The sequence below is a fragment of the Roseateles terrae genome (assembly GCF_014192155.1).
Classification (GTDB): domain Bacteria; phylum Pseudomonadota; class Gammaproteobacteria; order Burkholderiales; family Burkholderiaceae_C; genus Roseateles; species Roseateles terrae.
Genome location: NZ_JACHXO010000012.1, coordinates 52,723 through 76,673 on the forward strand (window position 1 = coordinate 52,723; position 23,951 = coordinate 76,673).

General features: G+C 65.5%; 18 protein-coding genes and 1 pseudogene. 13 read left to right on the forward strand and 6 right to left on the reverse strand.

What is annotated here, in order from left to right; translation table 11 throughout:
* Positions 1-85 precede the first annotated feature (85 nt).
* From FHS28_RS23690 to FHS28_RS23710, 5 genes are all read left to right on the forward strand, one after another.
* A complete protein-coding gene (locus FHS28_RS23690) occupies positions 86-1,441 on the forward strand; it encodes a M48 family metallopeptidase (protein ID WP_088454683.1) in 1,356 nt (451 codons plus the stop codon).
* Positions 1,442-1,584: 143 nt separating this feature from the next.
* Complete coding sequence (gene nosR / locus FHS28_RS23695; RefSeq protein ID WP_088454682.1) at positions 1,585-2,943, forward strand: response regulator c-di-GMP phosphodiesterase, NosR family; 1,359 nt, start codon at positions 1,585-1,587, stop codon at positions 2,941-2,943.
* A gap of 14 nt (positions 2,944-2,957) precedes the next feature.
* Positions 2,958-3,521: a response regulator gene (locus tag FHS28_RS23700; protein ID WP_088454681.1), complete on the forward strand. Its 564-nt coding sequence runs from the start codon at positions 2,958-2,960 to the stop codon at positions 3,519-3,521.
* Positions 3,518-5,683: an ATP-binding protein gene (locus FHS28_RS23705; protein WP_088454680.1), complete on the forward strand. Its 2,166-nt coding sequence runs from the start codon at positions 3,518-3,520 to the stop codon at positions 5,681-5,683. Before FHS28_RS23700 ends, FHS28_RS23705 begins: the two co-directional genes overlap by 4 nt.
* 324 nt (positions 5,684-6,007) lie before the next feature.
* Complete coding sequence (locus FHS28_RS23710; protein ID WP_088454679.1) at positions 6,008-6,847, forward strand: endo alpha-1,4 polygalactosaminidase; 840 nt, start codon at positions 6,008-6,010, stop codon at positions 6,845-6,847.
* 58 nt (positions 6,848-6,905) lie between these two features.
* Here the strand turns inward: FHS28_RS23710 and FHS28_RS23715 are convergent, their stop codons facing one another.
* The 3 genes from FHS28_RS23715 to FHS28_RS23725 are packed head-to-tail and all read right to left on the reverse strand — an operon-like array spanning position 6,906 to position 13,724.
* Positions 6,906-9,656, reverse strand: a complete 2,751-nt coding sequence (locus FHS28_RS23715) for an alpha-galactosidase (RefSeq protein WP_184295567.1) — start codon at positions 9,654-9,656, stop codon at positions 6,906-6,908.
* Positions 9,653-10,786, reverse strand: coding sequence for an amidohydrolase family protein (locus FHS28_RS23720; RefSeq protein WP_221194221.1), 1,134 nt, complete (start codon positions 10,784-10,786; stop codon positions 9,653-9,655). Before FHS28_RS23720 ends, FHS28_RS23715 begins: the two co-directional genes overlap by 4 nt.
* A gap of 28 nt (positions 10,787-10,814) precedes the next feature.
* Positions 10,815-13,724 (reverse strand): TonB-dependent receptor, encoded by a 2,910-nt coding sequence (locus FHS28_RS23725; RefSeq protein WP_088454677.1) that lies wholly within the window; start codon positions 13,722-13,724, stop codon positions 10,815-10,817.
* A gap of 286 nt (positions 13,725-14,010) precedes the next feature.
* On the opposite strand from FHS28_RS23725, the gene FHS28_RS23730 reads away from it, so the two are divergent.
* The 5 genes from FHS28_RS23730 to FHS28_RS23750 are packed head-to-tail and all read left to right on the forward strand — an operon-like array spanning position 14,011 to position 19,226.
* Positions 14,011-14,925 (forward strand): DMT family transporter, encoded by a 915-nt coding sequence (locus FHS28_RS23730; protein ID WP_088454676.1) that lies wholly within the window; start codon positions 14,011-14,013, stop codon positions 14,923-14,925.
* A complete protein-coding gene (locus FHS28_RS23735; RefSeq protein WP_088454675.1) occupies positions 14,922-16,217 on the forward strand; it encodes a D-tagatose-bisphosphate aldolase, class II, non-catalytic subunit in 1,296 nt (431 codons plus the stop codon). The genes FHS28_RS23730 and FHS28_RS23735 overlap by 4 nt, the downstream gene beginning before the upstream one ends.
* A 24-nt stretch (positions 16,218-16,241) precedes the next feature.
* Positions 16,242-17,420: an SIS domain-containing protein gene (locus tag FHS28_RS23740; protein ID WP_088454674.1), complete on the forward strand. Its 1,179-nt coding sequence runs from the start codon at positions 16,242-16,244 to the stop codon at positions 17,418-17,420.
* Positions 17,417-18,391, forward strand: coding sequence for an N-acetylglucosamine kinase (locus FHS28_RS23745; RefSeq protein ID WP_088454673.1), 975 nt, complete (start codon positions 17,417-17,419; stop codon positions 18,389-18,391). The genes FHS28_RS23740 and FHS28_RS23745 overlap by 4 nt, the downstream gene beginning before the upstream one ends.
* Before the next feature lie 31 nt (positions 18,392-18,422).
* The gene (locus tag FHS28_RS23750; RefSeq protein WP_088454672.1) at positions 18,423-19,226 is read left to right on the forward strand and encodes a DeoR/GlpR family DNA-binding transcription regulator; all 804 of its coding nucleotides are present in this window, start codon (positions 18,423-18,425) and stop codon (positions 19,224-19,226) included.
* A gap of 266 nt (positions 19,227-19,492) precedes the next feature.
* Here the strand turns inward: FHS28_RS23750 and FHS28_RS23755 are convergent, their stop codons facing one another.
* Complete coding sequence (locus FHS28_RS23755; protein ID WP_184295570.1) at positions 19,493-19,690, reverse strand: hypothetical protein; 198 nt, start codon at positions 19,688-19,690, stop codon at positions 19,493-19,495.
* A 201-nt stretch (positions 19,691-19,891) separates the two neighbouring features.
* Here FHS28_RS23755 and FHS28_RS23760 point away from each other — a divergent pair, with 201 nt between their 5' ends.
* Positions 19,892-20,638, forward strand: a complete 747-nt coding sequence (locus FHS28_RS23760) for a hypothetical protein (protein WP_088454670.1) — start codon at positions 19,892-19,894, stop codon at positions 20,636-20,638.
* A 31-nt stretch (positions 20,639-20,669) separates the two neighbouring features.
* Here the strand turns inward: FHS28_RS23760 and FHS28_RS23765 are convergent, their stop codons facing one another.
* Positions 20,670-21,080 carry a FlxA-like family protein gene (locus FHS28_RS23765; RefSeq protein WP_088454669.1) on the reverse strand — a complete coding sequence of 137 codons (411 nt, stop codon included), beginning with the start codon at positions 21,078-21,080 and terminating at the stop codon, positions 20,670-20,672.
* 314 nt (positions 21,081-21,394) lie between these two features.
* Between FHS28_RS23765 and FHS28_RS23770 the strand changes: the two genes are divergently transcribed.
* Positions 21,395-21,970: a hypothetical protein gene (locus FHS28_RS23770; RefSeq protein ID WP_088454668.1), complete on the forward strand. Its 576-nt coding sequence runs from the start codon at positions 21,395-21,397 to the stop codon at positions 21,968-21,970.
* A 202-nt stretch (positions 21,971-22,172) separates the two neighbouring features.
* The gene (locus FHS28_RS23775) at positions 22,173-23,327 is read left to right on the forward strand and encodes a hypothetical protein (protein WP_184295573.1); all 1,155 of its coding nucleotides are present in this window, start codon (positions 22,173-22,175) and stop codon (positions 23,325-23,327) included.
* A 477-nt stretch (positions 23,328-23,804) separates the two neighbouring features.
* On the opposite strand, the pseudogene FHS28_RS23780 reads toward FHS28_RS23775, so the two are convergent.
* Positions 23,805-23,951, reverse strand: a pseudogene (locus FHS28_RS23780) (IS3 family transposase); the annotation flags it as partial.

Sequence of the window (23,951 nt, forward strand, 5' to 3'; positions counted from 1 at the left end):
CATCGCCGTTCGTCGCGCGCCACGCGCCACCGCGGCGCCTGCCGGGAACAATGCGCCGCTTCAATCGACGCTCCCGGGAGGAATCATGAAAAAAGGTCTGATGGCCGCCGTTCTGGTGATGAGTGCGGCGTTGCCGGCACTCGCCGCCGAAGCTGGCCAGGCACAGGGACAGGCGGAGAAGGCGGATGCCATCGCCAAGGCTTCCGGCTTTGTGCTCAAGCCCGCCGACGAGCGCTGGGTCCGCGCCCTGCCCCTGGACGCCAACGCCGCCACCCAGGCCTTCATGGACCGCATTCCCGCCGATGTGATGCGCAAGTCCGACGCCTATTACGAAGGCGGCTACTGGTTGCAGTTGTGGCATCTGCTGCTGGGCCTGGCCATCGCCGCCGTCTGGATGAGCGGCCGACGTGCCGCGCGGGTGCGGGACTGGGCCGCACGGGTGGGTCGGGGCCCCATCCGCCGGGACTTCCTGTTCTCTGCCGCCTATGTCGGCATCGGCTCGCTGGTCAGCCTGCCGCTGTCCGCCTATGAAGACTTCTTCCGCGAGCACGCCTACGGCATGTCCACCCAGACCGCGTCTGCCTGGTTGATGGAATGGCTGCTGGCCAACGTCATCAGTGGTCTGATTGCCGCAGTGGCGCTGGTGGTGCTATATGCGCTGATCCGGCGCGCCCGCCAGTATTGGTGGGCCTGGGGCGCCGCCGGCACCATCGCCCTGCTGACGGTGATGATCGCCATCGCGCCGGTGGTCTTCGAGCCGATGTTCAACACCTACAAGCCAGTGGAGGACGGGCCGCTCAAGCAATCGCTGCTGACGATGGCCCGCGCCACCGGCGTGCCAGCCAGCGACGTGCTGGTGTTTGATGCCTCGCGCCAGACCACCCGCATCAGCGCCAATGTGACCGGCCTTTTCGGTACGGCGGCCATCCGCCTGAACGACAACCTGCTGCGCCGCACCAGTGAGGCGGAAGTGCGGGCGGTGACCGGGCATGAGATGGGCCACTACGTGCTCAATCACATCCCGAAGATGCTGATGATGATGACGCTGGTGGTGCTGGTGGCATTCCTCTTTGCCAAGTGGGCGCTGGACGGGCTGATCCGCCGCACTGCCGGAACCTCCGGCGTGCAGGACGTGACCGACATCGCCAGCATGCCGCTGCTGATGGCGGTGTTCTCAGTGTTCTTTGCGCTCAGCACGCCGATCACCAACACGATGATCCGGGCGCAGGAGGCGGAGGCGGACCAGTTCTCCCTGAGCCTGGCGCAGGAGCCGATCGGCTTCGCCAACGCCCAGTTGCGGCTGGTGGAATATCGCAAGGCAGACCCGGGTGCGCTGGAAGAGTTCTGGTTCTACAGCCATCCCAGCACCCGGTCACGGATCCACGCCGCGATGCAGTGGCGGGAAGCCATGGCCAGCCGGCCGCTCCCGGGCACGCCCTGAGGCTTCGGGCCTGCGGGCTTCTGGGCGGCGCATTGGATGGCGCTGTCCCGTGAAGGAATGGCGAGGCGACTGGGGGATGGCCCGGGACAGCGGCTGGATCGCAGACCTACACTTGGACACATACGCAGCCCGGAGACACCGTCATGGAAGCGGACATCCCGCCGCCCGTGGTCCTGTTTGTCGACGATGAGCCGTCCATCCTGAGCGCCTTGCGGCGGCTGGTGCGGCCCGCCGGATATCGATGCCTGCTGGCCTCCAGCGGCGCGGAAGGGCTGGCACTGCTGGCCACCGAGCCGGTGGATGTGGTGGTCTCCGACATGCGCATGCCGGAGATGGATGGCGCGGCCTTCCTGGAGAAGGTGCATGCCTCGCATCCGGAGGTCGGGCGCATTCTGCTCACCGGTTATGCGGACATCCAGACCACCGTGGCGGCCGTCAACCTCGGCCAGATCCAGCGCTACATCGCCAAACCCTGGGACGACCGCGAGCTGCTGGCGGCGCTGGAAGATTCAATTTCCCGGCGCCGGCTGGCACTGCAGAACCAGGCGCTGCTCGACCTGACGGCGCGGCAGAACGCCGAACTGGCCGCATTGAACCAGGACCTCTCCCAGCGAGTGAAAGCCCGCACGCAGGAACTGGAGCAGGTCAATGCAATGCTCGAGCGGTCCTTCAGCCAGGTCAAGGACAACTTCCTCCTCTCCATCCAGGTCTTCTCCGGCCTGATGGAACTGCGCGAGGGCGGACTGGTCGGCTATTCGCGCTTCGTGGCCGATCTGGCCCGCCGCACCGCACGACATCTGGGGCTGCTCCAGCGGGAGCAGGATGACCTGCATATCGCCGGCCTGCTGCATGAAATCGGCAAGATCGGCCTGCCCGATGCGCTGCTCCACAAGCCGGTGTCGCTGATGAATGCGGAAGAGACCGCGCGTTATCGCCGCCACACCCTCAATGGCGAAGCGGCCCTGCTGCCGCTGGCCGAGTTGCAGCATGTCGCCAGGCTGGTGCGGTCTCAGCATGAACGCATTGATGGCCACGGCTTCCCGGACGGACTGGCGGGCGATGCGGTGCCGCTGGATGCGCAGGTGCTCAGTGCCGTCAGTGACTTCTGCTCCGCCGTGAGTGGCCGCCTGGCCGAGAAGCGCTACACGCCCCAGCAGGCGGAGCAGCTGATCCGGGGCGGCGCCGGGACGCGCTATGTGCATGACGTGGTCGAGGCCCTGCAGAAGGCCCTGGCCGAAGCACCGACCCAGGCGGAGCACGAGCGGGAGCTCGGTGCCCATGAGATCCAGCCGGGCATGGTGCTGTCCCGCGACCTGCTCACCCCCAAGGGCACACTGCTGCTGGCGGCGGGACACGTCTTCGATGCGCGGATGGTCAAGCAGATCAAGGAGTTTGCCAATCGGGAGGGCGTGCGTCTCACGTTCTCCATCCGGAACGATGAGCCGCCGGGCCCGCGAGGCCCTGCGGTGCATCCGCCCACCGCCGCACCCCAGGCGGCCTGACGCAGGAGCCCTGCATGCAAGAACGCATTCTGATCGTGGACGATGAACCCGGCATCCTCCACGCCTTGCATCGCCTCATCCGTCACGGGCTGACCACGCCCGGCGGTGAGCGCTACCTCGTGGACGAATGCAGCAACGGCGCCGAAGCGCTGGAGCAGGCCCGCCGCCATGTGTATGCCCTGGCCATCTCCGACTACCGCATGCCGGAGATGAACGGAGTGGATTTCCTGACCGGTCTCAAAGCCTTGCAGCCCGACTGCCAGCGCATGATCGTCTCCGGTTATGCCGACATGGACGCCCTGGTGCGCGGGCTCAATGATGCCGGCATCGTCCGCTTCATCGGCAAGCCCTGGGTGGACCTGGACCTGATGTGCGCGGTGCGCCAGGTGCTGCAGATGCGTGAGCTCGTGCTGGAGAACCAGCGCCTGGCTGATGTGGTGCGGGTGCAGCACGGCAGGCTCAGCGCGCAGGAAGCGGAGCTGCGACGGCTGGAGTTGCTGGAGCCCGGCATCACGCAGGTGCAATGGGCGGACGACGGCTCCTTCATTCTGGAAGACCCCGGTGAAGTGCGCCTATGAACGCGCTGATGCTTGCCGCGGCCTCCGTCTGGCCTTCCACCCTGCCCGGCGCGCTGTATGCGGCCTGGGAGGCGGTGATGGCGCCGGTGCTGGTGCACGACAGCACCCGGGTGGTCTATGCCAACGGGGCCGCGCTGCGCCTGCTGGGTTACGACGACCGCAGCCTGGCCGCCATGCCGTTTGACGGCTGGGCGACGCCCGACCATCAACAGCCGCTGCGCGACTATGCCCGCACCGCCATGGCGCAGACGGGGCTGGCCCCGGCGATCGAAGTGGAGGCGCTGACCGCCAGCGGCGCGGTGCGGGTGCTGGAGCTGACCGCCCGCGCCTTCCTGCATGAGGACCAGCCGTTCAACGTGCTGACCATGCAGGACCTGAGCGACATCCGTTATGTGCAGACCAGCCTGCTGAATGTGGGACGGGTGCTGCATCAGATCATCGAGAACAGCCCGGTGGCGAGCTTCGTGCTGGATGCGGAGCACCGCGTCACTCACTGGAATGCCGCCTGCGCCAAGCTGACGGGGCGCGACAGCATGGACATGCTGGGCGGTGATGAAGCCTGGACCGCGTTCTACCCGGAGCGGCGCCCGCTGCTGTCCGACATGATCATCCACGGCGCGTCGCCCGAGGACTACGAAAAGGCCTACGACGGTGCCTGCCGCCGCTCACCCATCGTGGACAACGCCTATGAAGTGGAGGCGTTCTTTCCGACCATGCACGAGGGCGGCCGATGGCTCTTCTTCACCGCCGCCCCGCTGCTGGACGCCCAGGGCAAGGTGGTGGGGGCGATCGAGACGCTGCAGGATGTGACGCAGCGTCGCCGGTCCGATGAAGAGCTGCGCCGCCATCGCGACCAGCTGGAAGACCTGGTGGCCGAGCGCACCGCCGAGCTGCTGCTGACCCACCATGAGCTGGAGGCGTTTCTGGAGAATGCCTCGGTCGGCATCATCACCACCCAAGGCAGCCGCATCCTGCGCGGCAACCGCAAGTTTGCGGACATGTTCGAGCTCGATGACGAGCCGCCGGCAGGCCAGCGCACCCGCCGCTTCTTCCCCAGCGATGAATCGCTGAAGTCGCTGACGGAAGTGGCGGCGCCGATTCTGAGACGCGGTGAATCGCTGCGCCACGAAATGGAGCTGGTGTCGGTAAAGGGCAAGCGGCTGTGGGTGCAGCTGATCGCTTATGTGGCCAATCCGCAATCGAGCCACACGCAGACCTGGTGGCTGCTGCAGGACCGCACCGAAGAGCGGCGCGTCCAGATGGCGCTGGAAGAAAACTTCGATCGCATCAAGTCCACCAACACCCGGCTGGAAGAAGCCCAGAACCAGCTGCTGCAGGCGGAGAAGATGGCGTCCATCGGCCAGTTGGCTGCCGGCGTGGCCCATGAGATCAACAATCCCATTGGCTTTGTCAGCTCCAACCTGCACACGCTGCGCAGTTATGTGGAGCCGGTGTTCGCGCTGCTGGATGAGCTGCGCCATCTGCCGCCGCACAGCCTGCCGGACCCGGCCCTGCGGGACCTGCAGGATCTGGACAAGCGCATCGACCTGGACTTCGTCAAGGAAGACCTGCCCCAGCTGCTCGACGAAAGCGAAGACGGCCTCGTGCGGGTGAAAAAGATCGTGCAGGATCTGAAGGACTTTTCCCGCGTGGACCACGCGGAGTGGCAGGACGCCAATCTGAATGCCGGTCTCGATTCAACCCTCAATGTCGTGATGAACGAGGTCAAGTACAAGGCCGAGGTGAAACGCGACTATGGTGACCTGCCGCCGGTGCGCTGCATTGCGGCGCAGCTGAATCAGGTGTTCATGAACCTGATCGTGAACGCGGCCCACGCCATTGCGCAGCGCGGCGAGATCCGCCTTCGCACCGCGGTGGAAGGCGATTGGGTGCGGATTGAAGTGGAAGACAACGGCACCGGCATGCCGGAGGATGTGCGCCGACGCATCTTCGAACCGTTCTTCACCACCAAGCCGGTAGGCCAAGGCACCGGGCTGGGGTTGTCCCTGTCGTATTCGATCATCCAGAAGCATGCGGGACGGATCGAAGTGGACAGCACACCGGGCGTCGGGACGACGTTCCGGGTCTGGATTCCTGTGAAGCCACCAGAAGAAGGTGGCTTGGCGGCCGCGCGCAGCGGCGTTTCATTGGTGACAAATTGATCCTGCATTGACTGCAGTGACGCGCTTCACGGCGCCCATTTACCCGACCTCACCCTTACGGATCAATCAGTTATCTCAAAGGCCGCGCCACGCGCTGCTTTTGCACTTTCGAAATGGTCATTGACCGAAAGTTGTGAAAGCCAAATCGCAATGATAGAAACCACCCCGCCTGTGGCCACGAATTGATTTCGACCGCATGGCGATTGGTATTTCGTCGTACGCGCGCCATACGTCACTGAATGACTGACAGGCCGTTTCGGTTTCGATTCATTGGAAACCGAAAGATTCAACCCCGGACTTTTGCCGCTTTTGGAGGATTCCCCGATGACCACAACCACCCGACGTGTCTGGAAGCTGTGCGCTTCCCTCACCCTGCTCGCCGCCGGCATGGGCGCCATGAACGCACAGGCTCAGACCTGGTGGAAGCCCACCGCCAGCACCACCTGGCAGTGGCAGCTCAAAGGCAAGATCAACACCAGCTACAACGTGGACGTCTATGACGTCGACCTGTTCGACACCAGCATCACCCAGATCAATGCGCTGAAGGCGCAGGGCCGCAAGGTGGTGTGTTACTTCTCCGCCGGCAGCTATGAGAACTGGCGTGCCGACAAGAATTCATTCCAGTCCACCGACTACGGCAAGCCGCTGGATCCGGAGTGGGAAGGCGAATGGTGGCTGGACATCCGCTCCACCAACGTGCGCAACATCATGCTGAGCCGGCTGGATACCGCCCGATCCAAGGGCTGCGACGGCGTCGAGCCCGACAATGTGGACGGCTACAGCAACGCCACCGGCTTCCCGCTCACCGCTGCGCATCAGCTGGATTACAACAAGTTCCTGGCCAATGCCGCTCACAGCCGGGGTCTGGCGATTGCGCTGAAGAATGATGTGGATCAGCTCAGCGCCCTGGAGCCGTATTTCGACATGGCACTGAATGAGCAGTGCAATGAATACAGCGAGTGCGGCGGCTATTCGGTGTTCACCAGCAAGGGCAAGCCCGTCTTCAATGCGGAATACGCGTCCAAGTACCGTACCAACAAAAAGCAGGCCCGCGACAAGCTCTGCAGCAGCATGAATGCCGCGGGCATCAAGACGCTGGTGCTGGCGCTGGAGCTGGACGACACCTACCGCTACGCCTGCTTCGCTCCGACCGCGCGCAAGTAAGGTCCAAGGTCTCGCCCGGGCTTTCCCTGGGCGAGACCTTTTTGGGCGTCGAGACGTCTCAGGTCTTCAGCAGTCCGAAGGCCGCCGGCACATGGAAATTGGGCTTTTCGGTGCCGGTCGGATTCCAGGCGGAATACATCCGGCTGCCCGCCGGCCCTTCAATGCGGAAGAAGTTGAGCCGCCAGCCCTCCAGCGAACCCTCCCCGCTCACCGATCGCCATGGCACCGCCAGCTCAGCGGTCCACAGGCGCTGTTCCGCCTGCACCGACGCCCGCGCACGGGACTGATGCATCACCCGTTGGCGACGGGTCTCGCCAATCTCGATCTCCTGCATCAGCCCACTGGGCGCCACCTGCAGCTCACGATAGCGGGAGGTGCCGGCATCCTGCGGTGACTGCAGGAACACTTCCACCACATCACGCTCCCACAGCGGGTAGATGTCCGTCGCGGACAGCGCCCGCTCATGCGTGGCCAGTTGCTGATAGCGGCTGATGAAGCGCAGGTACAGCTGGCGGTCGTCATGCAGCACCTGCACCCGGGTGGACTGCGGGCCCGTCAGCGACTGCCCTCGCCAGTCGTGGGCAAAGAAGCTGGCCGGTGCATCGCTCCAGGCGGAGGCCACCGGAAATCCATCCTTGTCCAGCCAGCGCGCCGGCACCCGGGCCGATCGCACCACCGGGCGCGATTCCGGCGTCAGCAGCGTGGCCTCGATCAGCAGGTGCTCCTCGAAGCGTAGCGTCAGCGTGGGCCGGGCGCCCTGCACCGTGCCCAGGTCCTTCTGGTTCACATAGTCCCGCACGCGCCAGGTCCCGGGTCCGAGCCCGCGCAGCGTGACCGGTCCGTCCCAGCGCGGGGCATAGAACGCGTAATGCAGAACGCCGTTCTTTTCGACCACATGGGTCTCGGGCCTGTCGAAGGCGATGTCGTAGAGCTCGCCGCGATAGGTGCCGTCGGACAGGCCCTTGGCATTGTGCGCATCGATGTAGCGACGCCAATGGGCCTCGCGCTCCGGCGTCAGCAGGAAGGAGTCCTTCGGCTTGGGGTCGACCGGCCAGGTGAACTTGGTGGACACCACAGCGCCCACCCCCACCGACGAAGCAAAGTCCTGCCCGCCGGTGGACAGCTCCACATGGTCGCCCGCATAGGCGGACCAGCGGCCCATCTGCGCCTTCAGGGCCTTGCCCTTGTGACGCACCTGCCAGCTGGACAGCGGATCGCTGGCCGGTGCCTGGTCGATGAAGGGCATGTTGTGGAAGGCGTAGCTGGTGCCGCAGGGGCAGACCTCCACCACCGCTTCCGGATTCACCGCATGGGCCGCCTCGAACATCGTCCGGTAGAAAGCGGCCATCTGCTCGACCGCGTCTTCCGGACGCGCATGCTGGTGCTTGGGGTTGTAGCAGGGCGCGACGCCATTGAGATGCTGGCCGTCGATCTTCAGTCCATCAAAGCCCCAGTCGCCGATGATCTTGCGGAAGATCGCGGCGATGCGGGCCTGGGTCTGCGGATGCGCGGGGCAAAGGTAGAAGCTGTTCCACCAGGACACCAGTTGCGGCGCGCCGTCCTTGTCCAGCAGCAGCAGGTCGGCATGCTCATGCAGTTCGTCGCTGCCCGGGGCCACGGCCAGCGGCGCAATCCACAGCCGCGCCTTCATGCCGCGGGCGTGGATGTCATTCACCAGCGCCTTGATGTCGGCTTCGCCGCCCGGGAACTTCGCCAGGTCCAGCGTCCAGTCGCCGGTGGCACGTTGCCAGCCGTCGTCCAGCACCGCCCACTTGAGGCCCAGCTCCTGCACCTTGGGCAGGGTGGCACGGACATAGTCCAGCGAGAAATCGCGTTCATAGCCCCAGGCGCACCACACCGACTCATGTGCACTGCGCGGCGGCTCCGGCGCGGCGAAGCCCTGAGCCAGCATCAGCTGCCGGTAGCGGTCCAGCGGCACAAAGCAGTCGCCGTCGTGCAGGTGCAGGAAGGCGGTCGGGGTCCGGAGCTCGGCGTCCGGGGCCAGCGTCGTCGGTTCGTCGCAGCGCAGCGCCAGGTCCACCTGATCGCCGACGGCGCGGACCGGCAGGGAGACGAGCCGAGGCACGCGGTCCAGATGGCCGATGGCCACGCCCCCATCGCGCCGCCATACATCGACCACCGGCGTGCCGCCGCCATAGTCCGAGGCATTCATGCCCATGAAGTTGCGCTGATCGAAGCCGCGGCGGACCGGCTGCATCCAGTCACGGCGGTCCTGGTGTGTGGCTCCGGAATAGCTCCACCAGCCGCCGCCGTGACGAGGCGACGCCAGCAGCCGGTGCGCGCCCACCGTCCAGCCCTGCAGGGCCAGCGCCGCAGGGCCGGTGTTCTTGAAGACCGTGTCGAGCAGCACCACGCCGGGGTGACGGTCCAGCAGCGTCGCCGTCACCGACTTCTCGATACCCGCGGCTGAACGCCCCTGGACGACCAATTGCTGACCCGGGCCCCACGGGGTGTTCACTTCGCCAGGCGTCGCGGCGGTCAGGGTGAAACGATCCACCGCCTTTCCGCCCTCCAGCAGCAGGCCCTCCCCCGCATCAAAGCCGGTGAGTGGCAGCGGACGCGGACCGCCCAGACGCACGAGGCGAGAACGCATCTGCTCGTCCCACTGGATGGAGATGCGGTCATCCTGAAGACGGACATGGCCACGGCCCAGGGCCTGCGGCGTGGCGGACCGACTGGCCGGCATCGAAGGACTTGAGGGGCTGCCAGCAGCCCGGGCCCAGGAAGGCGCGGTGGCCACCACCGGGGCGGCGCTCAGCCACTGCAGGAAGGCACGACGGGCGGTCATGGCCTGGCTCCCCAGCCACCGGCATAGATGCGCTCGGCATTGCGGTGGTAGAGCTTGTCCACCACCTCCCGAGGCAAGGCCAGGCCCTGCACCGGTGCGTCCAGGTCGGCCACCTTGAATCGATCTGCCGTATTGAAGTAGCGCCAGTGCATGCGCCAGAACGGCACCATCTCCTTGAGCAGGGCGGCGCCGGACTGGTCCGGCGCCTGCGCCAGGTCGGTGCCATACATCAGACGGTCCTGATACTTCACGATGAAGCGGCGCACCTTCTCACGGTCCTTTTGGCTCTGCGCCTGCAGCTGCCCGATGCGCGCGGCGAGATCCACATTCGCCTGCGGGAACCGGTCCAGGAAGTCGGCCAGTTCATCGACATTGCGCTCCAGGGACGCCATGTGCATGCCGATGAAACGCAGCTCCGGATGCGCCGCCAGCATGCGGTCACGTGCGGCCATCTGAGCCTCCCAGCTCGGCATCTCCGGATGCAGGGCCATGTGATATTGCGGATGGGCCTTGAAGTACTCACGGTCATTGTTGACCGTCATCTGGTCCAGCGGCAGCCAGCAGTTGTGCGGCTCGCCTTGATGGCCGAGCATTGCAATGCCCCGTCGCGCAAAGTCATCCAACAACGGACTGAAGCGGGCGTCGTCGATCATCACCAGCTCCCCCTGCGAATTGCGCAGGCTCATGCCGATGTTCTTCCACACCTTCACGCCCACTGCGCCCTGCGCCAGACCGGCATCTACCCGCGCACGGGTCTCCTCCAGCCAGCCGGGCTGGTCCGAGCGGTCGCTGGAGAAACTCACCGCCCAGGCGATGGTGGCGGGAAACGCCTGTTTCAGAGACAGCGCCACCCGCTGCTGATCGTCCAGCGGCGGAAAGTCCGGATAGTCGACATTGATGGTGAGCAGCTTGAAATTCAAGCGTCGCGCCGACTGCACAAAGGCGGGGTCGGCATTGTGCAGGTGCACGTGGGCATCGATCTTTGGCACACGCTCGAAGTCGGCCATCGTGTAGGGGCCGGCCGCAGCCCTGGAGGGCGCTGGCTTCGGTGCCGGACCCGCCGCCACCGCCAGCAGGGACAGGCCCAGGGTGACGCTCACGACGAGCGCTGACAGAGTGAATGATCGCAAGGTCATTGTGCTGGGGCTTTCCGCAAGGTCAGAACTTCAGGCTGGCGCCGACGGTGAACGAACGTCCCCAGCGGTTGTAGCCCTGGGGCAGCACGATGTTGCCATCGCCCAGCGTGTAGGACTGTTTGGCATCGGTGAGGTTGCGCCCTTCAATCGAAATGCGCAGCCATTGATTGACCTCATAGGCCGCCTGCGCGGTGAGCCAGGTGATGGCCTTGGCCCGTTCATTGAATCCCGGGCCGAGCACATTGATCGCACTGACGAATTCGTCGGTGTGGTCGGCCGTGGCGCTCAGGCTCCACGGCCCCTTCTCATACAGCAGGCCCAGGGACGACGTCGCCGGCGCAATGCCTTCCAGCGGACGCTCTTCCCCGCCCACCCAGCTGCGGGAGTTGTTGCGGGTGTATTGGGCGCGGACGCCAAAGCCGTTGTCGAACAGATGCTGGAAGCCGATCTCCATGCCGCGCACCCGGGCCTTGTCGCCATTGATCGGCTTGAGCACATTGAAGAGATGCCCCGGCACGCCGATGTCCACGCCGGTCTGCCAGCTGGTGGTGATCTGGTTTTTGATGTTCTTTTGGAACACCGCGAAGGTCAGGGCCGAATTGCGGGCGTAGTACCACTCCAGCGAGGCGTCGTACTGGCGGGCGCTGTAGGGCTTGATCTGCGCATTGCCGCCATAGACCTGGGTGAAGTCCCCCCAGGCCACGCTGGCTGTCGTGCTGGTGGGCGCCAGCTGTTCCACGGAAGGACGGGCCATGGTCTTGGCCGCGCCCAGCCGCATCTGCAGCTTGTCGTCAAAGTGCCAGACGAAGTTGGCCGATGGCAGGCCGTAGGTGTAGCTGCCGGTTTCGACCAGCGGCGTCGGCGCCGCATAGGTGGCCGTGTAATTGAACGGGCCGTTCTCCACTAGATCCACGATCTTGGCGTCCCAGGCCGTGGAGGACGTGCGGGTATGCACCAGCCGCACGCCGACATCCGCATTCCAGCGGTCGCCGGAAAGGTCCGCCTGCACGAACGCGCTGGTGGTGGTCTCCTTCACCCGATAGCTCTGCAGCGGGTTCCAGACCGGGGCCGCCTGGCTGAAGTCGTAGGTCGTGCCGTCCGGCCGTGGCTTGCCGTTGTAGGCCTGTAGCGCCGCCAGATAGTTCGGCACATCAAAGCCCAGGAAGTTGCGTGGGAAGTTGCCGCTGACCCCGTTCATGAAATTGGGCAGGTGCAGGTTCTGGTCCAGCACATTGCCGCCCAGGTTGCCGACGTTGATCGCGTTGTCCCCGGAGTAGTAGTTCTCGCCGCCATTGATGGCGTTGTCCACCAGGTCGCGGCTTTTCTTGCGGCGGGTGCTGCTGATGCCGAATTGGATGCTGTCGATGTTGAACCGGTCCAGTGACCAGGTGCCGTTCAGGCTGATGCCGTTGATGCGGTCATCGATGTTGTCGCCCGAGAGGCCCAGGTAATGGGTGTTGAAATCGTTCGCTCCGAACTGTCCGGCGGCCAGCCCTTGGGCCAAGTCCCGCCCGTCGGCCAGCGTCGTTGTGATGCTGGGCACCTGCGAGCCGGTCAGCTGCACCGTCGTCACATTGGGCTGGTTCATGCGCAGGACGGTGTAGGTGTCCTGTCCGCCGGAATGACGCTTGGCCGTCGAGGTGTAGACGTCGCCATTGAACTTGAGGTCGGCAGTGGCCTTCCATTCGGCATTGGCGCCGTAGAGGGCAGTGTCCACGACGCGATGGGTGGTGAGGTTCAGCAGCTCGGGATTCAGGCGCAGCTCGGGATCGCTGTTGTCCATGGTGAAGCCGGTCACCACGCCGTTGCTCACCTGCATGTTGGACCAGCGGCCGGGCGAGAACAGCGTGTAGAACGACTGTTGATATCCGACCTGCGGTGAATCCAGCCGGGTCCGCATGCCGTCCACCACCAGCTTGAAGTTGTCGGCGGGCCGCCATTCGACCTTGCCGGACAGCGCCAGCCGCTTCTTCTGCTCCATCACCGAGCCCACCCGGAACTGTCCAGGGCCGATCAGGCCTTCTTCATCCGGGTCCAGCACGCCATTGCCATTGGGATCGATATTGCCGCCCCAGGCATTGCCGGTCCAGTTGGCAGCAGGGTCGCTGATGGGATTGCGGGTCCATCCGCCGTCGTTGCCGGCGGTGTCGGTGCGTACTTTGCGGTCCGCATAGACCAGGCCCACCAACACGCCCAGCTGTGAGCCGAAGGTGTTGCTGTAGGTGCCTGACAGCTTGCCGCCATTGAGGCGGCTCATCGTGTTGCGGTCTGCTTCCAGGCGCAGCAGGCCATGCTGCCCGGGCTGGTCGAAGGGACTCGCCGAACGCAGGTTGACCACCCCGCCGATGGCGCCTTCCATGACGGCCGCCTGAGCCGACTTCACCACATCGGCGCCGTTGATGATGTCGGACGGCAGCACGTCGAAAGCGAAATCACGGCCTTCACCGTCGGTGGCCAGGATGCGGTTGTTGAAGGTGGTGAGGGTGTATTCCGGACCGAGCCCCCGCACGCTCACCTTCTGGCCTTCGCCGCCCGCGGTGCGGGAAATCGACACCCCGGTGATGTGGCTGAGGGAATCGGCCACGTTGTCGTCGGGGAAGCGGCCGAGTTCCGTGGCGCTGATGCTGTCCTGCACCAGGGCGGCATTGCGCTTGAGGTTGAGGGATCGCTGCAGGCTGGCGCGGGTGCCGCTGATTTCCACGCGGTCCAGCGTCTGGCTGGCGTCCTTGCTGTCCTGGGTCTGCGTCCCGGCTTTGCTGGCAGTGGCCTCTGGCGCCGAGGCTGAAGGCGATGGTGCGGGCGCCGCCTGCTGGGCCCAGGCCGGAGACAGGGCGGACAAGGAGGCCACCAGACCCAGCACGGCCAGGGCCACGGAGGTCAACGGCGACTGCGCCAGGGGGACCGAAGGCGCGGGGAGCGTTCGAGCAGACATCAGAGATTCCTTGATGGGGGAGGAGCTGACGAAAGTCTACGAGTCCTTTCGAATCATTTCGCACATGGTTTTTACGGACATTTTTTGTTTCGTTACAAGACAGTTCGAAAGAGCCAACAATCCCCCTCGGCCGCCCAGCGTGTCGGGGTTTTCCCGGTTTATTGAGCCATAAAGCCTGGCTTGCCTTCTCCTCCGTTGTTTTTCCTTTTGAGCTGGCATATTCTTTCGTTCGAAAGCTTCAGATCGAAACACCGATCGCCTTCTTCCTCCCTTCGAAAGAGCCACCATGCAACGTCACTGGCTGACCTACGCGCTGGTCACCACCCTGTTCTGGGGCGCCTGGGGCGCCTTGACCGGCCTGTCCTCCGAGCGCGGTTTCCCGGACACGCTGGTGTATGCCGTCTGGGCGCTGACCATGATTCCGCCGGCGCTGATCGTGCTGGCCCGCGCCGGGTGGCGGCTGCAGCGGGACCGCCGCGCCGTGGTGCAAGGGCTGGCTGTCGGCCTGCTCGGCGCTGGCGGGCAGATGCTGCTGTTCCGCGCGGTCGAATCCGGACCGGCGTATCTGATCTTTCCGATCGTGTCGCTCTCCCCGGCGGTGACGATCGCCCTCTCCTTCGGCTTGCTGGGCGAACGCACCGGGCGGTTGGGCGTGGCCGGCATCGTGCTGGCGCTGTGCGCGCTGCCGCTGTTTGACTTCCAGTTCGGACAGTCCGGCCAACCGCTGGGCCTGTGGTTCGTCCTGGCCCTGGTGGTGATGCTGGCGTGGGGCTTGCAGGCCTACTTCCTCAAGACCGCCAACAACGCGGCGAGCGCGGAAAGCATCTTCTTCTACATGATGGTCAGCGCCCTGCTGTGCGTGCCGGTGGCGCTGTGGATGACCGACTTCAGCCGCCCGATTCCCTGGGGCTGGAACGGCCCGGGGCTCGCCGCGCTGATTCAGGTGCTCAACGCTGTTGGCGCGCTGACGCTGGTCTATGCCTTCCGCCTGGGCAAGGCCCTGGTGGTGGCGCCGATGGTCAATGCCGGCGCACCGCTGCTGACCGCCCTGCTCTCCATGGCGCTGAGCGGCGCCACACCGTCGGGTCCGAAGCTCGTAGGTGTCGCACTGGCCCTGCTGGCCGCACTGCTGCTCGCGCTGCAACCCGAAGGCGGCAGCCCTGCCGCCGACGACTCCAACGTCCGCAAGGAGCCCGCGTGAAATTCATGCTCGACCTGGTGCGTCGCCACAAGGCCACGCCCACCGACGGTCCCGCTGTCGGCATTCCGTCCATCTGCTCCGCCCATCCGGTGGCCATTGCAGCCGCTGTTGCCGAATGCGCCGCCCTGGGCCGCCCGGCCCTGATCGAGGCCACCTCCAATCAGGTCAATCAGGAGGGCGGCTATACCGGCATGAAGCCCGCCGATTTCCGTCGCTTCGTGCTGGCCATTGCCGCTGAGCACGGGCTGCCCGAGGACCAGCTGATTCTCGGCGGCGACCACCTGGGACCGAATGCCTGGCGCAGTCAGCCGGCTGCGGTGGCGATGGCCAAGGCGGAGGTGATGGTGGCGGACTATGTGACCGCCGGCTTCCGCAAGATCCATCTGGATTGCTCGATGTCCTGCGCCGACGATCCGGTGCCGCTGCCGGAGCCGGAGATTGCCGCCCGCGCGGTGCGTCTGTGCCTGGCCGCCGAGCGGGCCTGGCGCGAGGCGCCGGTGCCCGGTGAGCCGCCGGTCTACGTCATCGGCACTGAAGTGCCGGTGCCGGGCGGTGCGCATGAAGACCTGGACGAGCTCGCGGTGACCTCACCGCAGGCGGCCGCAGCGACGCTGTCGCTGCACGAAGCCGCCTTCGCAGCGGCCGGCCTCGAAGCGGCCTGGTCCCGTGTCATCGCGATGGTGGTGCAGCCCGGCGTGGAGTTCGATCATCACAAGGTGATCGATTACCGGGCCGACAAGGCACGCGCCCTCAGCGCCTTCATCGAGACCCAGCCCGGACTGGTCTTTGAAGCCCATTCCACCGATTACCAGACGCCGTCCCGACTGGCCCAACTGGCGCGGGACCACTTCGCGGTGTTGAAGGTCGGCCCCGGCGCCACCTTCGCCCTGCGCGAGACGCTCTGGGCGCTGGCGGCCATCGAGCACGACTGGCTGGGCCAGGCCAGGAGCGAAGGCGAAGGACTGATCGACACGGTGCTGACGGTGATGCGCGCCGAGCCGGCCTACTGGCAGCCCTACTACCAGGACCCCGCCCGCCTGCAGGTCGACCTGGCCTACAGCCTCAGCGATCGCATCCGCTACTACTGGGCGCATCCGGTGGTGCAGCGGGCCTGCCATCGCCTGCTGCATCGCCTGGAAGCCACCCCGCCGCCGCTCACCCTGCTGAGCCAGTACCTGCCGCGCCAGTACGAGGCCGTGCGTGAAGGCCGCCTGGGCCTGCGCCCGGCCGAGCTGCTGCGCGACGGCACGGCTCAGTCCCTGCGCCCCTATCTCCACGCCTGCGCCGCCTGAGCGCCCGGCCTTGCCCTCATCACCATGACCCTGCTTCATTTGAACCCCTCCGACCTGGAACGCCGCGGCGCTCCCCACACCGCCCGCGAGATCGCGCAGCAGCCAGCCGTCTGGCAGACCGTGCAGGCGCTGGTGGCCTCGCGCCGCGCCGAGCTGGACACCTTCCTCACGCCGCTGCTGCAGGCGCCGGCGGCGCGCATCGTGCTGACCGGCGCCGGCAGCTCCGCATTCATCGGACAGTGCCTGGCGCCGGCCCTGGTGCAGGCGCTGGCCGACCGGCCTGGCGTGCGGGTGGAGGCCATTGCCACCACCGACATCGTCTCCAACCCGTCGCAGTGCCTGACGCCGGGCGTGCCTACGCTGCTGGTCTCCTTCGCCCGGTCGGGCAACAGCCCGGAGAGCCTTGCAGCCGTGGCGCTGGCCGATCAGGTGGTGGGTGGCGACTGCCGGCATCTGGCCGTGACCTGCGCGGCGCAGGGCCAACTGGCGACCGAGTTGTCCTCGCGCCTGGATGCGCTGGTGCTGCAACTGCCCGATGAAACCCATGACCGCGCCTTTGCGATGACGTCGAGCTTTACCGGCATGCTGCTGGCGGCCGCGTGGGCCTTCCAGCTGCCGCTGCCCGAGGCGGAGGTGCTGGGTCGCGCTGCGCAGCACTTGCTGGACACGGAAGCGGTCCGGCTGCAGCGCCTGTCCGACAGCGGCTTCGAGCGCATCGTCGTGCTGGGCAGCAACAGCCTGCAAGGGTTGGCGCGCGAGGCGGCCCTGAAGATTCTGGAACTGACCGATGGCCGGGTGGTCGCGCTGGCGGATTCCCCGCTCGGCTTCCGGCACGGCCCCAAGACCATTCTGAACGACCGCACCCTGGTGCTGATGCTGGTGTCCGCCGACCCTTACACCGCCCGCTACGACCTGGACCTGCTGCGCGAATTGCGCCGCGAGCAGCGGGGCCGGGTCATCACCCTGGGTGCACGCGCGCCGGACGACGCCGCCGCCTCCCCGGATGACGACGTGTCGCTGGCCTTGCCCGTGGACACGCCGGATCTGGGGCTGGCGCCGGTGGCTCTGGTGTTTGCGCAATGCCTGGCGCTGCTGGCCTCGCTACGGCTGGGCATCACCCCCGACAATCCCAGCGCCTCAGGCACCGTCACCCGGGTGGTGAGCGGTGTGACCATCCACCCTTTTGATCGACCCCAGTCATGAGTGATCGCGATACGGCCTCGGCCGGCCTGTATCTGGGCATCGACGGCGGCGGCACCAAAACCGGCTTCCTGCTGATGTCCGCGGACGGGGATGTGGTGGCGCGGCACACCGGACCGACCAGCTATTACCTGGAGATCGGCTTCGATGCCCTGCGCGGATTGCTGCGGGACGGTGTGACGTCAGTGCTCAGCGCCGCGGGCGTTCGGGCCGATCAGGTCCGCTCCGCCTTCGCGGGTCTGCCGGCCCATGGCGAGGACAGCGCCCTGCTGCCGGCGTTTGATGCCTTGCTGTCGGACCTGCTGCCGGTCAGTCGCGTTGGCAATGACATGGTCTGCAGCTGGGCCGGCTCACTGGCCGGTGGTGACGGCATCAGCCTGGTGGCGGGCACCGGCTCGATTGCCTACGGCGAATGGCGCGGCCACCGTGCCCGGTGCGGGGGCTGGGGCGAGGTCTTTGGGGACGAAGGCTCGGCGTACTGGCTGGCGCGGGAAGGCCTGGCCCTGTTCTCCCGGATGGTGGACGGCCGGACGGACCCGGGGCCGCTGCTGGGGCTGGTGCGGCGTCATTTCGATCTGAAGCATGACCTGGACCTGTGCGCAGCGGTCAATGGCGAAGCGGCGCGCAGCACGCTGGCGCAGCTGGCGCGGCTGGTGACGCAGGCGGCAGACGCTGGCGACGCGCAGGCCCTGGACCTGTTCCAACGCGCTGGCCGCGAGCTGGCGGCGCTGGCGCTGGGCACGGCGAAACACTTGCAGGTGCCGGCCCATGAGGGCATTTCGGTCTCCTACACCGGCGGCGTGTTTGGGGCCGGGGAGCGGATCCTGGCGCCCCTGCGTGCGGCATTGAACGAGGCGCTGCCTGGCGCGGCGCTGCGTACGCCGGCATTCGGGCCGGATGTCGGGGCCGCCATGTATGCGGCGCGGCTGGTAGGTCAGCGTCTGGTGCCGAAGCCGGTCGCCGCCTCGATATGATCCGAACGTTCTGCGCACCGATATTTCCACAATGCCTGCCTCCATCGTTCCCGACAAGCCCGAGTCCGCGCTGCTCATTGATGAGCGCCGCCGCCTGATCCAGGAGCAGGTGCAGGCGCAAGGCCGCGTGACGGTGGAAGAGCTGGCGGAGCGATTCGGCATTTCGGTGGTGACCATCCGCAGCGACCTGAACGCACTGGCGGCCAGCGGCGTGCTGCTGCGCACCCATGGGGGCGCGCTGGCGCAGCGGGACACGGAGGAAGTGCCCATCAGCGTGAAGCAGAAGCTTCGGCATGAGCAAAAGGTGCGCATTGCCAAGGAAGCCGCCAAGCTGATTCGGGATGGGGAAACCATCCTGCTGGACTCTGGCTCCACGACGGAAGAGATTGCCAAGCAGATCCGCGGCATGCGGCTGACGTCGCTGAATGTGATCACCAATGCATTGAACATTGCGGTGCAGCTGGCGACGGTGCCGAATGTGAATGTGATCATGCCGGGCGGGTTGCTCCGGCAGAATTCCTATTCACTCTCCGGTCCGCAGGCGGTGACGGCTTTGCAGAGCCTGTATGCCGATCGGTTGTTCCTGGGTGTGGACAGCCTGGATCCGGACATCGGGCTGATGACGCCGCATCTGCTGGAGGCGCAGCTCAATGCGCAGATGATGAAGATCGCCCGCCAGGTGGTGGCGGTGGCCGATGCGTCCAAGCTGATGAAGCGCAATCTGTCGGTGATTGCGCCGGTGGAACAGCTGGATCTGCTCATCACCGACAGTGAGGCGGATGCGGCGATTGTGGGAGAGCTACGGCGGCGGGGCGTGGAGGTGTTGATCGCGTGAGCGATCGACAGGCCGACATGTCGGCGTGGTCGCCAATGCTCGTGACGCAGTCAAACTCTCGCGAGGTCATCCGCACCCGATGGCGTCAAAGCCGCACGGGCTGAGTAGTCAGCGGCAAACCAACCCACCTTGACAAGTCATTTAGGCCTCTAAAAAAGGTCACTTCCTGATCGTCCTGAACGGATCAAGTTTGCGGGAATCGCCACTCAAAGGCTGCCAGGTTTGCAGCTTGGCTCCCTCCACTTGGTTAGTCACAAGACAACCGTTCAGAACGAAAGGACGATTTCATGGCTCTGTACAAGCACGGTCATCATTTGACGCAATCCCATCACGAGGCGTTCGACACCCCACTCACGCCTGGGACGCTTGCCGCCTACCCGGGCGTGTATCGATGCATCGTCTGCGGTGACGAGATCGGCATTGCGAAGGGGCATGCGCTGCCGCCCCAGAACCATCACCAGCATGCGGTCTCACAAGGGCCGATCCGGTGGCAACTGACGGTGTGTGCGGTTCAGCGTTGATGACAGGCGCCCTGCGGGTTCGGGCCCGCGGGGCTCGGTTACGGGCGCTCGTCTGCGCTCATTTGCATTAGGGATGGCCATCCCGGGCGGCCGGCCTAGCATGGCACTCTGAAGCACCTGATTGCGTGCCAACAGGGAGAAGCCATGAAACGAGCACTGCTCACCGCGCTGCTGGGCGCGATGTCGGTCCTGTCCATTGGATCTGCGCATGCGGCGGCGGTCGTCAATGGGGATTTTGAGGGTGGCAGCCTGACCGGCTGGTATGCAACGGGCGCCTTTGCCGGGGGCTCCTCCACCGCGATTGCGAATGCCGGCAACGGCTATCCGGCGCTGGCGGGCAGCCAATCCGCGTTGATCATTGCCCTGTCCCTGGCGATGCTGAATGAGAACCGCACGTGCGCTGACGATATCTGGAACGTCCAGTGTCCTCAGCCCGTGCCCTTCAGCCCCTCGGGCGCGGGCGCACCGACCTTCTTCTCACAGAACGTGGCGGGCCGTTTCTATCGCGGCGGTTTCATTGCACAGGACGTGACGGTGGCGGCGGGCGACACGCTGGACTGGGTGTCCGCGCTGTTTGGGGAGGTGTCGCGAGGATCGCCGGGGAGCACCGGCAATGTCGACAACGCATTTTTCGTGGCGTCGAACGGCAGCACGGAGGCGGTCGTCGATCTCAGATCCAATCTGTCGTCCTACACCTTCGGGCAGGGCGGGCTGTGGTCGATCTACTTCGGTGTGCAGCAGACTGAAGATCCGACGATCTGGAGCGGGCTGGAGGTGGATTCGATCGTCTTCCGTGCGACAGAAGTGCCGGAACCCAAGACGCTGGTGCTGGCGCTGGCGGCAGGGGGTGGGCTGTTTTGGCAGCGGCGTCGGTTGCGTTTGGGGGACTGATCGGACAGTACCCGCGCGGCATCCGCTGGCGTCAGGCGTAGGTGTCCAGAAGGCCGCCCCGTGGGTCCAGTCGGTTCGCGGCCTTGGTGGTGGTCTTGTCGGCCTGCTCCGTCGAGGAGGCTGACGGGGCCGAGCTTGCCGACGCGCTTGGCTGAACGACGGGCGCCACCTTCCCCGCTGATTTCGCTTGTGCCGCTTCCGCCGCCTGCTTCTGCACTTCGGCAATCTGCTGCATCACCATTTGCATCTGCGCCTGCAAGAGCTTCTGGCGCTTTTCCTTGTCCGACGCCTTCATCGTCGTGTCGCTACCCAACTCCTTGGCCTGCTTCTGCAAGGCTTTGAGCTGCGACTGGAGGCGCGCAATCTGCGCGTCGGTGCCGGTGGCGGAAACGGCCGCGGCGCTGCTGGCGGATGCGTTGTTGGTGGGAAGGGCGACCTGCATCGCGAGCTTTCGGGCTGGGGGTTGGAGGTGAGGTGATCAGTCAGTTATCGGCAGGTTCGGGTGTGGCTTGAGTGTGCAGGGAATGCGTCGCGCAGGGACTCACTGGTGAAGGGGCCCGACCGGGCGAGTGAATCGGTAAAACGAAGGGGCAGGGCGTGGCCCATAACGTCTGTCGCACCAGATTCCATCGGCCGACCGACCGTAGAGAATTCCGGCGTTCAAATACTCCCGGTCCAACTTCGCCGATGCTGTAAACAGCGACCACTGAGAGCTTCTGATCATTCAACCACATGCCGACTCTTTGTTTGCCTTCGATGGCCTCGTCCGGCAAGCGCCGATTTCTTGCCGCGCTCATTTCGCTGTTCGTCACAACGGGCGCCAGCGCCTCGATAGACGCCCCCATCTCCCTGCGGGAGCTCTACCGCATCTCAAGCGTTGTAGCGGTGGTGGAGGTGGTCGAAGGGAGGGAAGTCAGCGCCGGGGACAACACCTGTGGCGCTCGCTACAGAGCTCGTGTGATCAAAGCGATCAAGCACTCAATGGCCGGGCAGCTACTGGACTTCGGGTTCAAGGCAGATCTGAAGCCGGGGGCCAGCTACCTCGTGCTGCTGGAGCAGTACCAGGATGCCCAGCTGGAGCGCTTCCCCGGTTTTCAGGAACGATGCAGATCCGTGTTGCCCGCGCTTGCGCTGGCAGCTCTTGGCCGCGGTGTCATGGAGGTCACGGCTCCCGTTGAGTACTGGGACCGTCCCGACATGTGGACGGTTCGACGCGAGCGTCTGATTCTTCACCCCATTGGGACCAGGAGCAGGCGGGTCGATGGAGAGCGGCAACTGGTCCTTTCGGATCTGGTGACGCGGATGGCCGAGGGTGACTCTGACAACCGCTGAAGGCTGGGTGCGGCCGCGTCACCTGTTGACAAGAAGCGCGCCGGGCCGGCAAACTTCGCCCACGGCGCCCGCCATGCCTCCACGCGAGCAGAAACAGGCACTTCTCTTCGTCATGTCATTGCCGACCCCTGGTCCGAAGGACGTCGGGACTCAAACGCGTGGGCCTATCCGACGTGCTTCGCACACCATGGAGAGTCGCCACATGACCATCAAGAAGTTCGCTTTCGAAGTCCAATCCAGCCTGAGCAAGGCCCACGGCATCGAGCTCAAGCGCTCGCACGTTCACGAAGTTCTCGCCGCGCTGTTCGGCTTCGCGAGCTACACCGCATTGACCACCCAGCGAGTGCTCGCGCAGCACGACGACCCAGGGACAGCGATCCCGCTCGATGTTGCCGGTGCGGCTGCCCGCGCGTTGGACTTGGGCTACACCCCGCCCATGCCGCCAATCATCGCGACGGTTACCGCTGGTGCGGCAGTGGCCGAACGCCTGTGCGTCGTGACCATCGCAGACGTGCTGGCCACCCTCGGCATTGAGAGCAGCAGCGATGAACCGGATGCGCCCGCCGACGACGCGTCTGGCGAGTACGACTCCGAGGCTGACGACGAATGGGAGCCAAGGGACGAGGAGCGCTTGCCTTGGATCGACCTGGACTCCGACATCCTCCGTGAGAGCCTGCTTCGCTTGGCAGGCGCGCAAAGTGCCTCGGCGCACCTGGCGCTGGCTCAGCTCGATGAGGAGTTCTTGGAAGACGACTTTGCGAGCGTCAATGATGGGGTCTACTGGTTCGAACAGCAGCAAGCCGGTCGTCTCCTGACAGGCGTCGAACTTGAGTGGGCTCAGACCTATCGACGCAAGCAGGAAGCACTCCTCTCACGAGAAGACCACCTCGGGCGTGCGGCAGCCCTGGGAAATGTCGAAGCTGCGCTACGGCAGGCCGAGAAGGAGCCTAGCGACGAGGCTTTCGAGCTGGCGGGCCGCTTGGCAGGCGCTCGACACGCAGCTCGGCTTGGGCGTCTCGCGATGTCTTGCGGTCGAGAGGACGATGCACTGAAGTGGTTCCGCGTTGCGGCGCAGCAGGGCGACACGAACGCCATGAAGACGCTGGCATCCGAGCTCGAAACTGATCTGAAGGATGCATGGACTTGGGCTTACTTGGCCGAGCTTCTGGGCACGAACGTTATGGCTTATCACGCCGTCGGTGATGATGGTCTACCCGCTGATGCCGACGAGGCGGGGCCAATCTACGCGGTGGGAGGGTTCGAATTGGACGGTCTGTCCAAAGCCGACGACGAGGCGGCCACGCTTCGCGCCCGCGAGCTCTTCAGCGCGATCGCCGATCGAGGGGTAGTGCGCTGACTTACACGAAGTTCCCAAAGAAGTGCCGAGCGACGGCGGAGAAAGGAGCGTCCGCCGCTTCGGCCTTTTCCCTAGCGACATAGGCAGGCAGGAGCGCGGTTCGATGGTCGGCCGTGCTTCGCCGACCACGGGGGCCAAGGTCAGGGCACGTGTGCCGTCGCACTGCGCAAGAACGACGAGGCGCCCGTCCGCAAGGCGCGCGAGTGCCGACAGCGGAATGCGGCCAAGCCGGTCCTCGGAAGACCGCACGTGACGCGCCTTGAGCCCGACGTGCTTGGCCGCCAGCAGCAGCTGTTCGTTACTAAATGGCGACGACGGCGTGAGGCCCAATTCATGGAGTACGGTGTCGACGTCCACCGAGACCCATCAGCTCCAATTCGGTAAGGCATTCACCGTGACGCAAGAGCAACTAGACCAGGTGCGTCCTCACACACGTTGTGAATCAACCCGGTTTCCGCGGAGGCTGTTTGGTTTAAGTCAGGCCATTACGGCGGAGTTCTGACTGGCGAGTTGCCGATAGTAGTTTGCGTCGGCCTCAGCGGGCGGGATGTGGCCGATGGGCGCAAGCAGGCGATGGTGGTTAAACCAGGAGACCCACTCGAGCGTCGCGAACTCCACAGACTC

Excerpts from the sequence above, each read along its gene's own strand:
- FHS28_RS23690 (WP_088454683.1), top strand. The coding sequence starts at position 86 with ATGAAAAAAGGTCTGATGGCCGCCGTTCTGGTGATGAGTGCGGCGTTG.
- nosR (WP_088454682.1), top strand. The coding sequence starts at position 1,585 with ATGGAAGCGGACATCCCGCCGCCCGTGGTCCTGTTTGTCGACGATGAG.
- FHS28_RS23700 (WP_088454681.1), top strand. The coding sequence starts at position 2,958 with ATGCAAGAACGCATTCTGATCGTGGACGATGAACCCGGCATCCTCCAC.
- FHS28_RS23705 (WP_088454680.1), top strand. The coding sequence starts at position 3,518 with ATGAACGCGCTGATGCTTGCCGCGGCCTCCGTCTGGCCTTCCACCCTG.
- FHS28_RS23710 (WP_088454679.1), top strand. The coding sequence starts at position 6,008 with ATGACCACAACCACCCGACGTGTCTGGAAGCTGTGCGCTTCCCTCACC.
- FHS28_RS23715 (WP_184295567.1), bottom strand. The coding sequence starts at position 9,656 with ATGACCGCCCGTCGTGCCTTCCTGCAGTGGCTGAGCGCCGCCCCGGTG.
- FHS28_RS23725 (WP_088454677.1), bottom strand. The coding sequence starts at position 13,724 with ATGTCTGCTCGAACGCTCCCCGCGCCTTCGGTCCCCCTGGCGCAGTCG.
- FHS28_RS23730 (WP_088454676.1), top strand. The coding sequence starts at position 14,011 with ATGCAACGTCACTGGCTGACCTACGCGCTGGTCACCACCCTGTTCTGG.
- FHS28_RS23740 (WP_088454674.1), top strand. The coding sequence starts at position 16,242 with ATGACCCTGCTTCATTTGAACCCCTCCGACCTGGAACGCCGCGGCGCT.
- FHS28_RS23745 (WP_088454673.1), top strand. The coding sequence starts at position 17,417 with ATGAGTGATCGCGATACGGCCTCGGCCGGCCTGTATCTGGGCATCGAC.
- FHS28_RS23750 (WP_088454672.1), top strand. The coding sequence starts at position 18,423 with ATGCCTGCCTCCATCGTTCCCGACAAGCCCGAGTCCGCGCTGCTCATT.
- FHS28_RS23755 (WP_184295570.1), bottom strand. The coding sequence starts at position 19,690 with ATGCTGGTGATGGTTCTGGGGCGGCAGCGCATGCCCCTTCGCAATGCC.
- FHS28_RS23760 (WP_088454670.1), top strand. The coding sequence starts at position 19,892 with ATGAAACGAGCACTGCTCACCGCGCTGCTGGGCGCGATGTCGGTCCTG.
- FHS28_RS23765 (WP_088454669.1), bottom strand. The coding sequence starts at position 21,080 with ATGCAGGTCGCCCTTCCCACCAACAACGCATCCGCCAGCAGCGCCGCG.
- FHS28_RS23770 (WP_088454668.1), top strand. The coding sequence starts at position 21,395 with ATGGCCTCGTCCGGCAAGCGCCGATTTCTTGCCGCGCTCATTTCGCTG.
- FHS28_RS23775 (WP_184295573.1), top strand. The coding sequence starts at position 22,173 with ATGACCATCAAGAAGTTCGCTTTCGAAGTCCAATCCAGCCTGAGCAAG.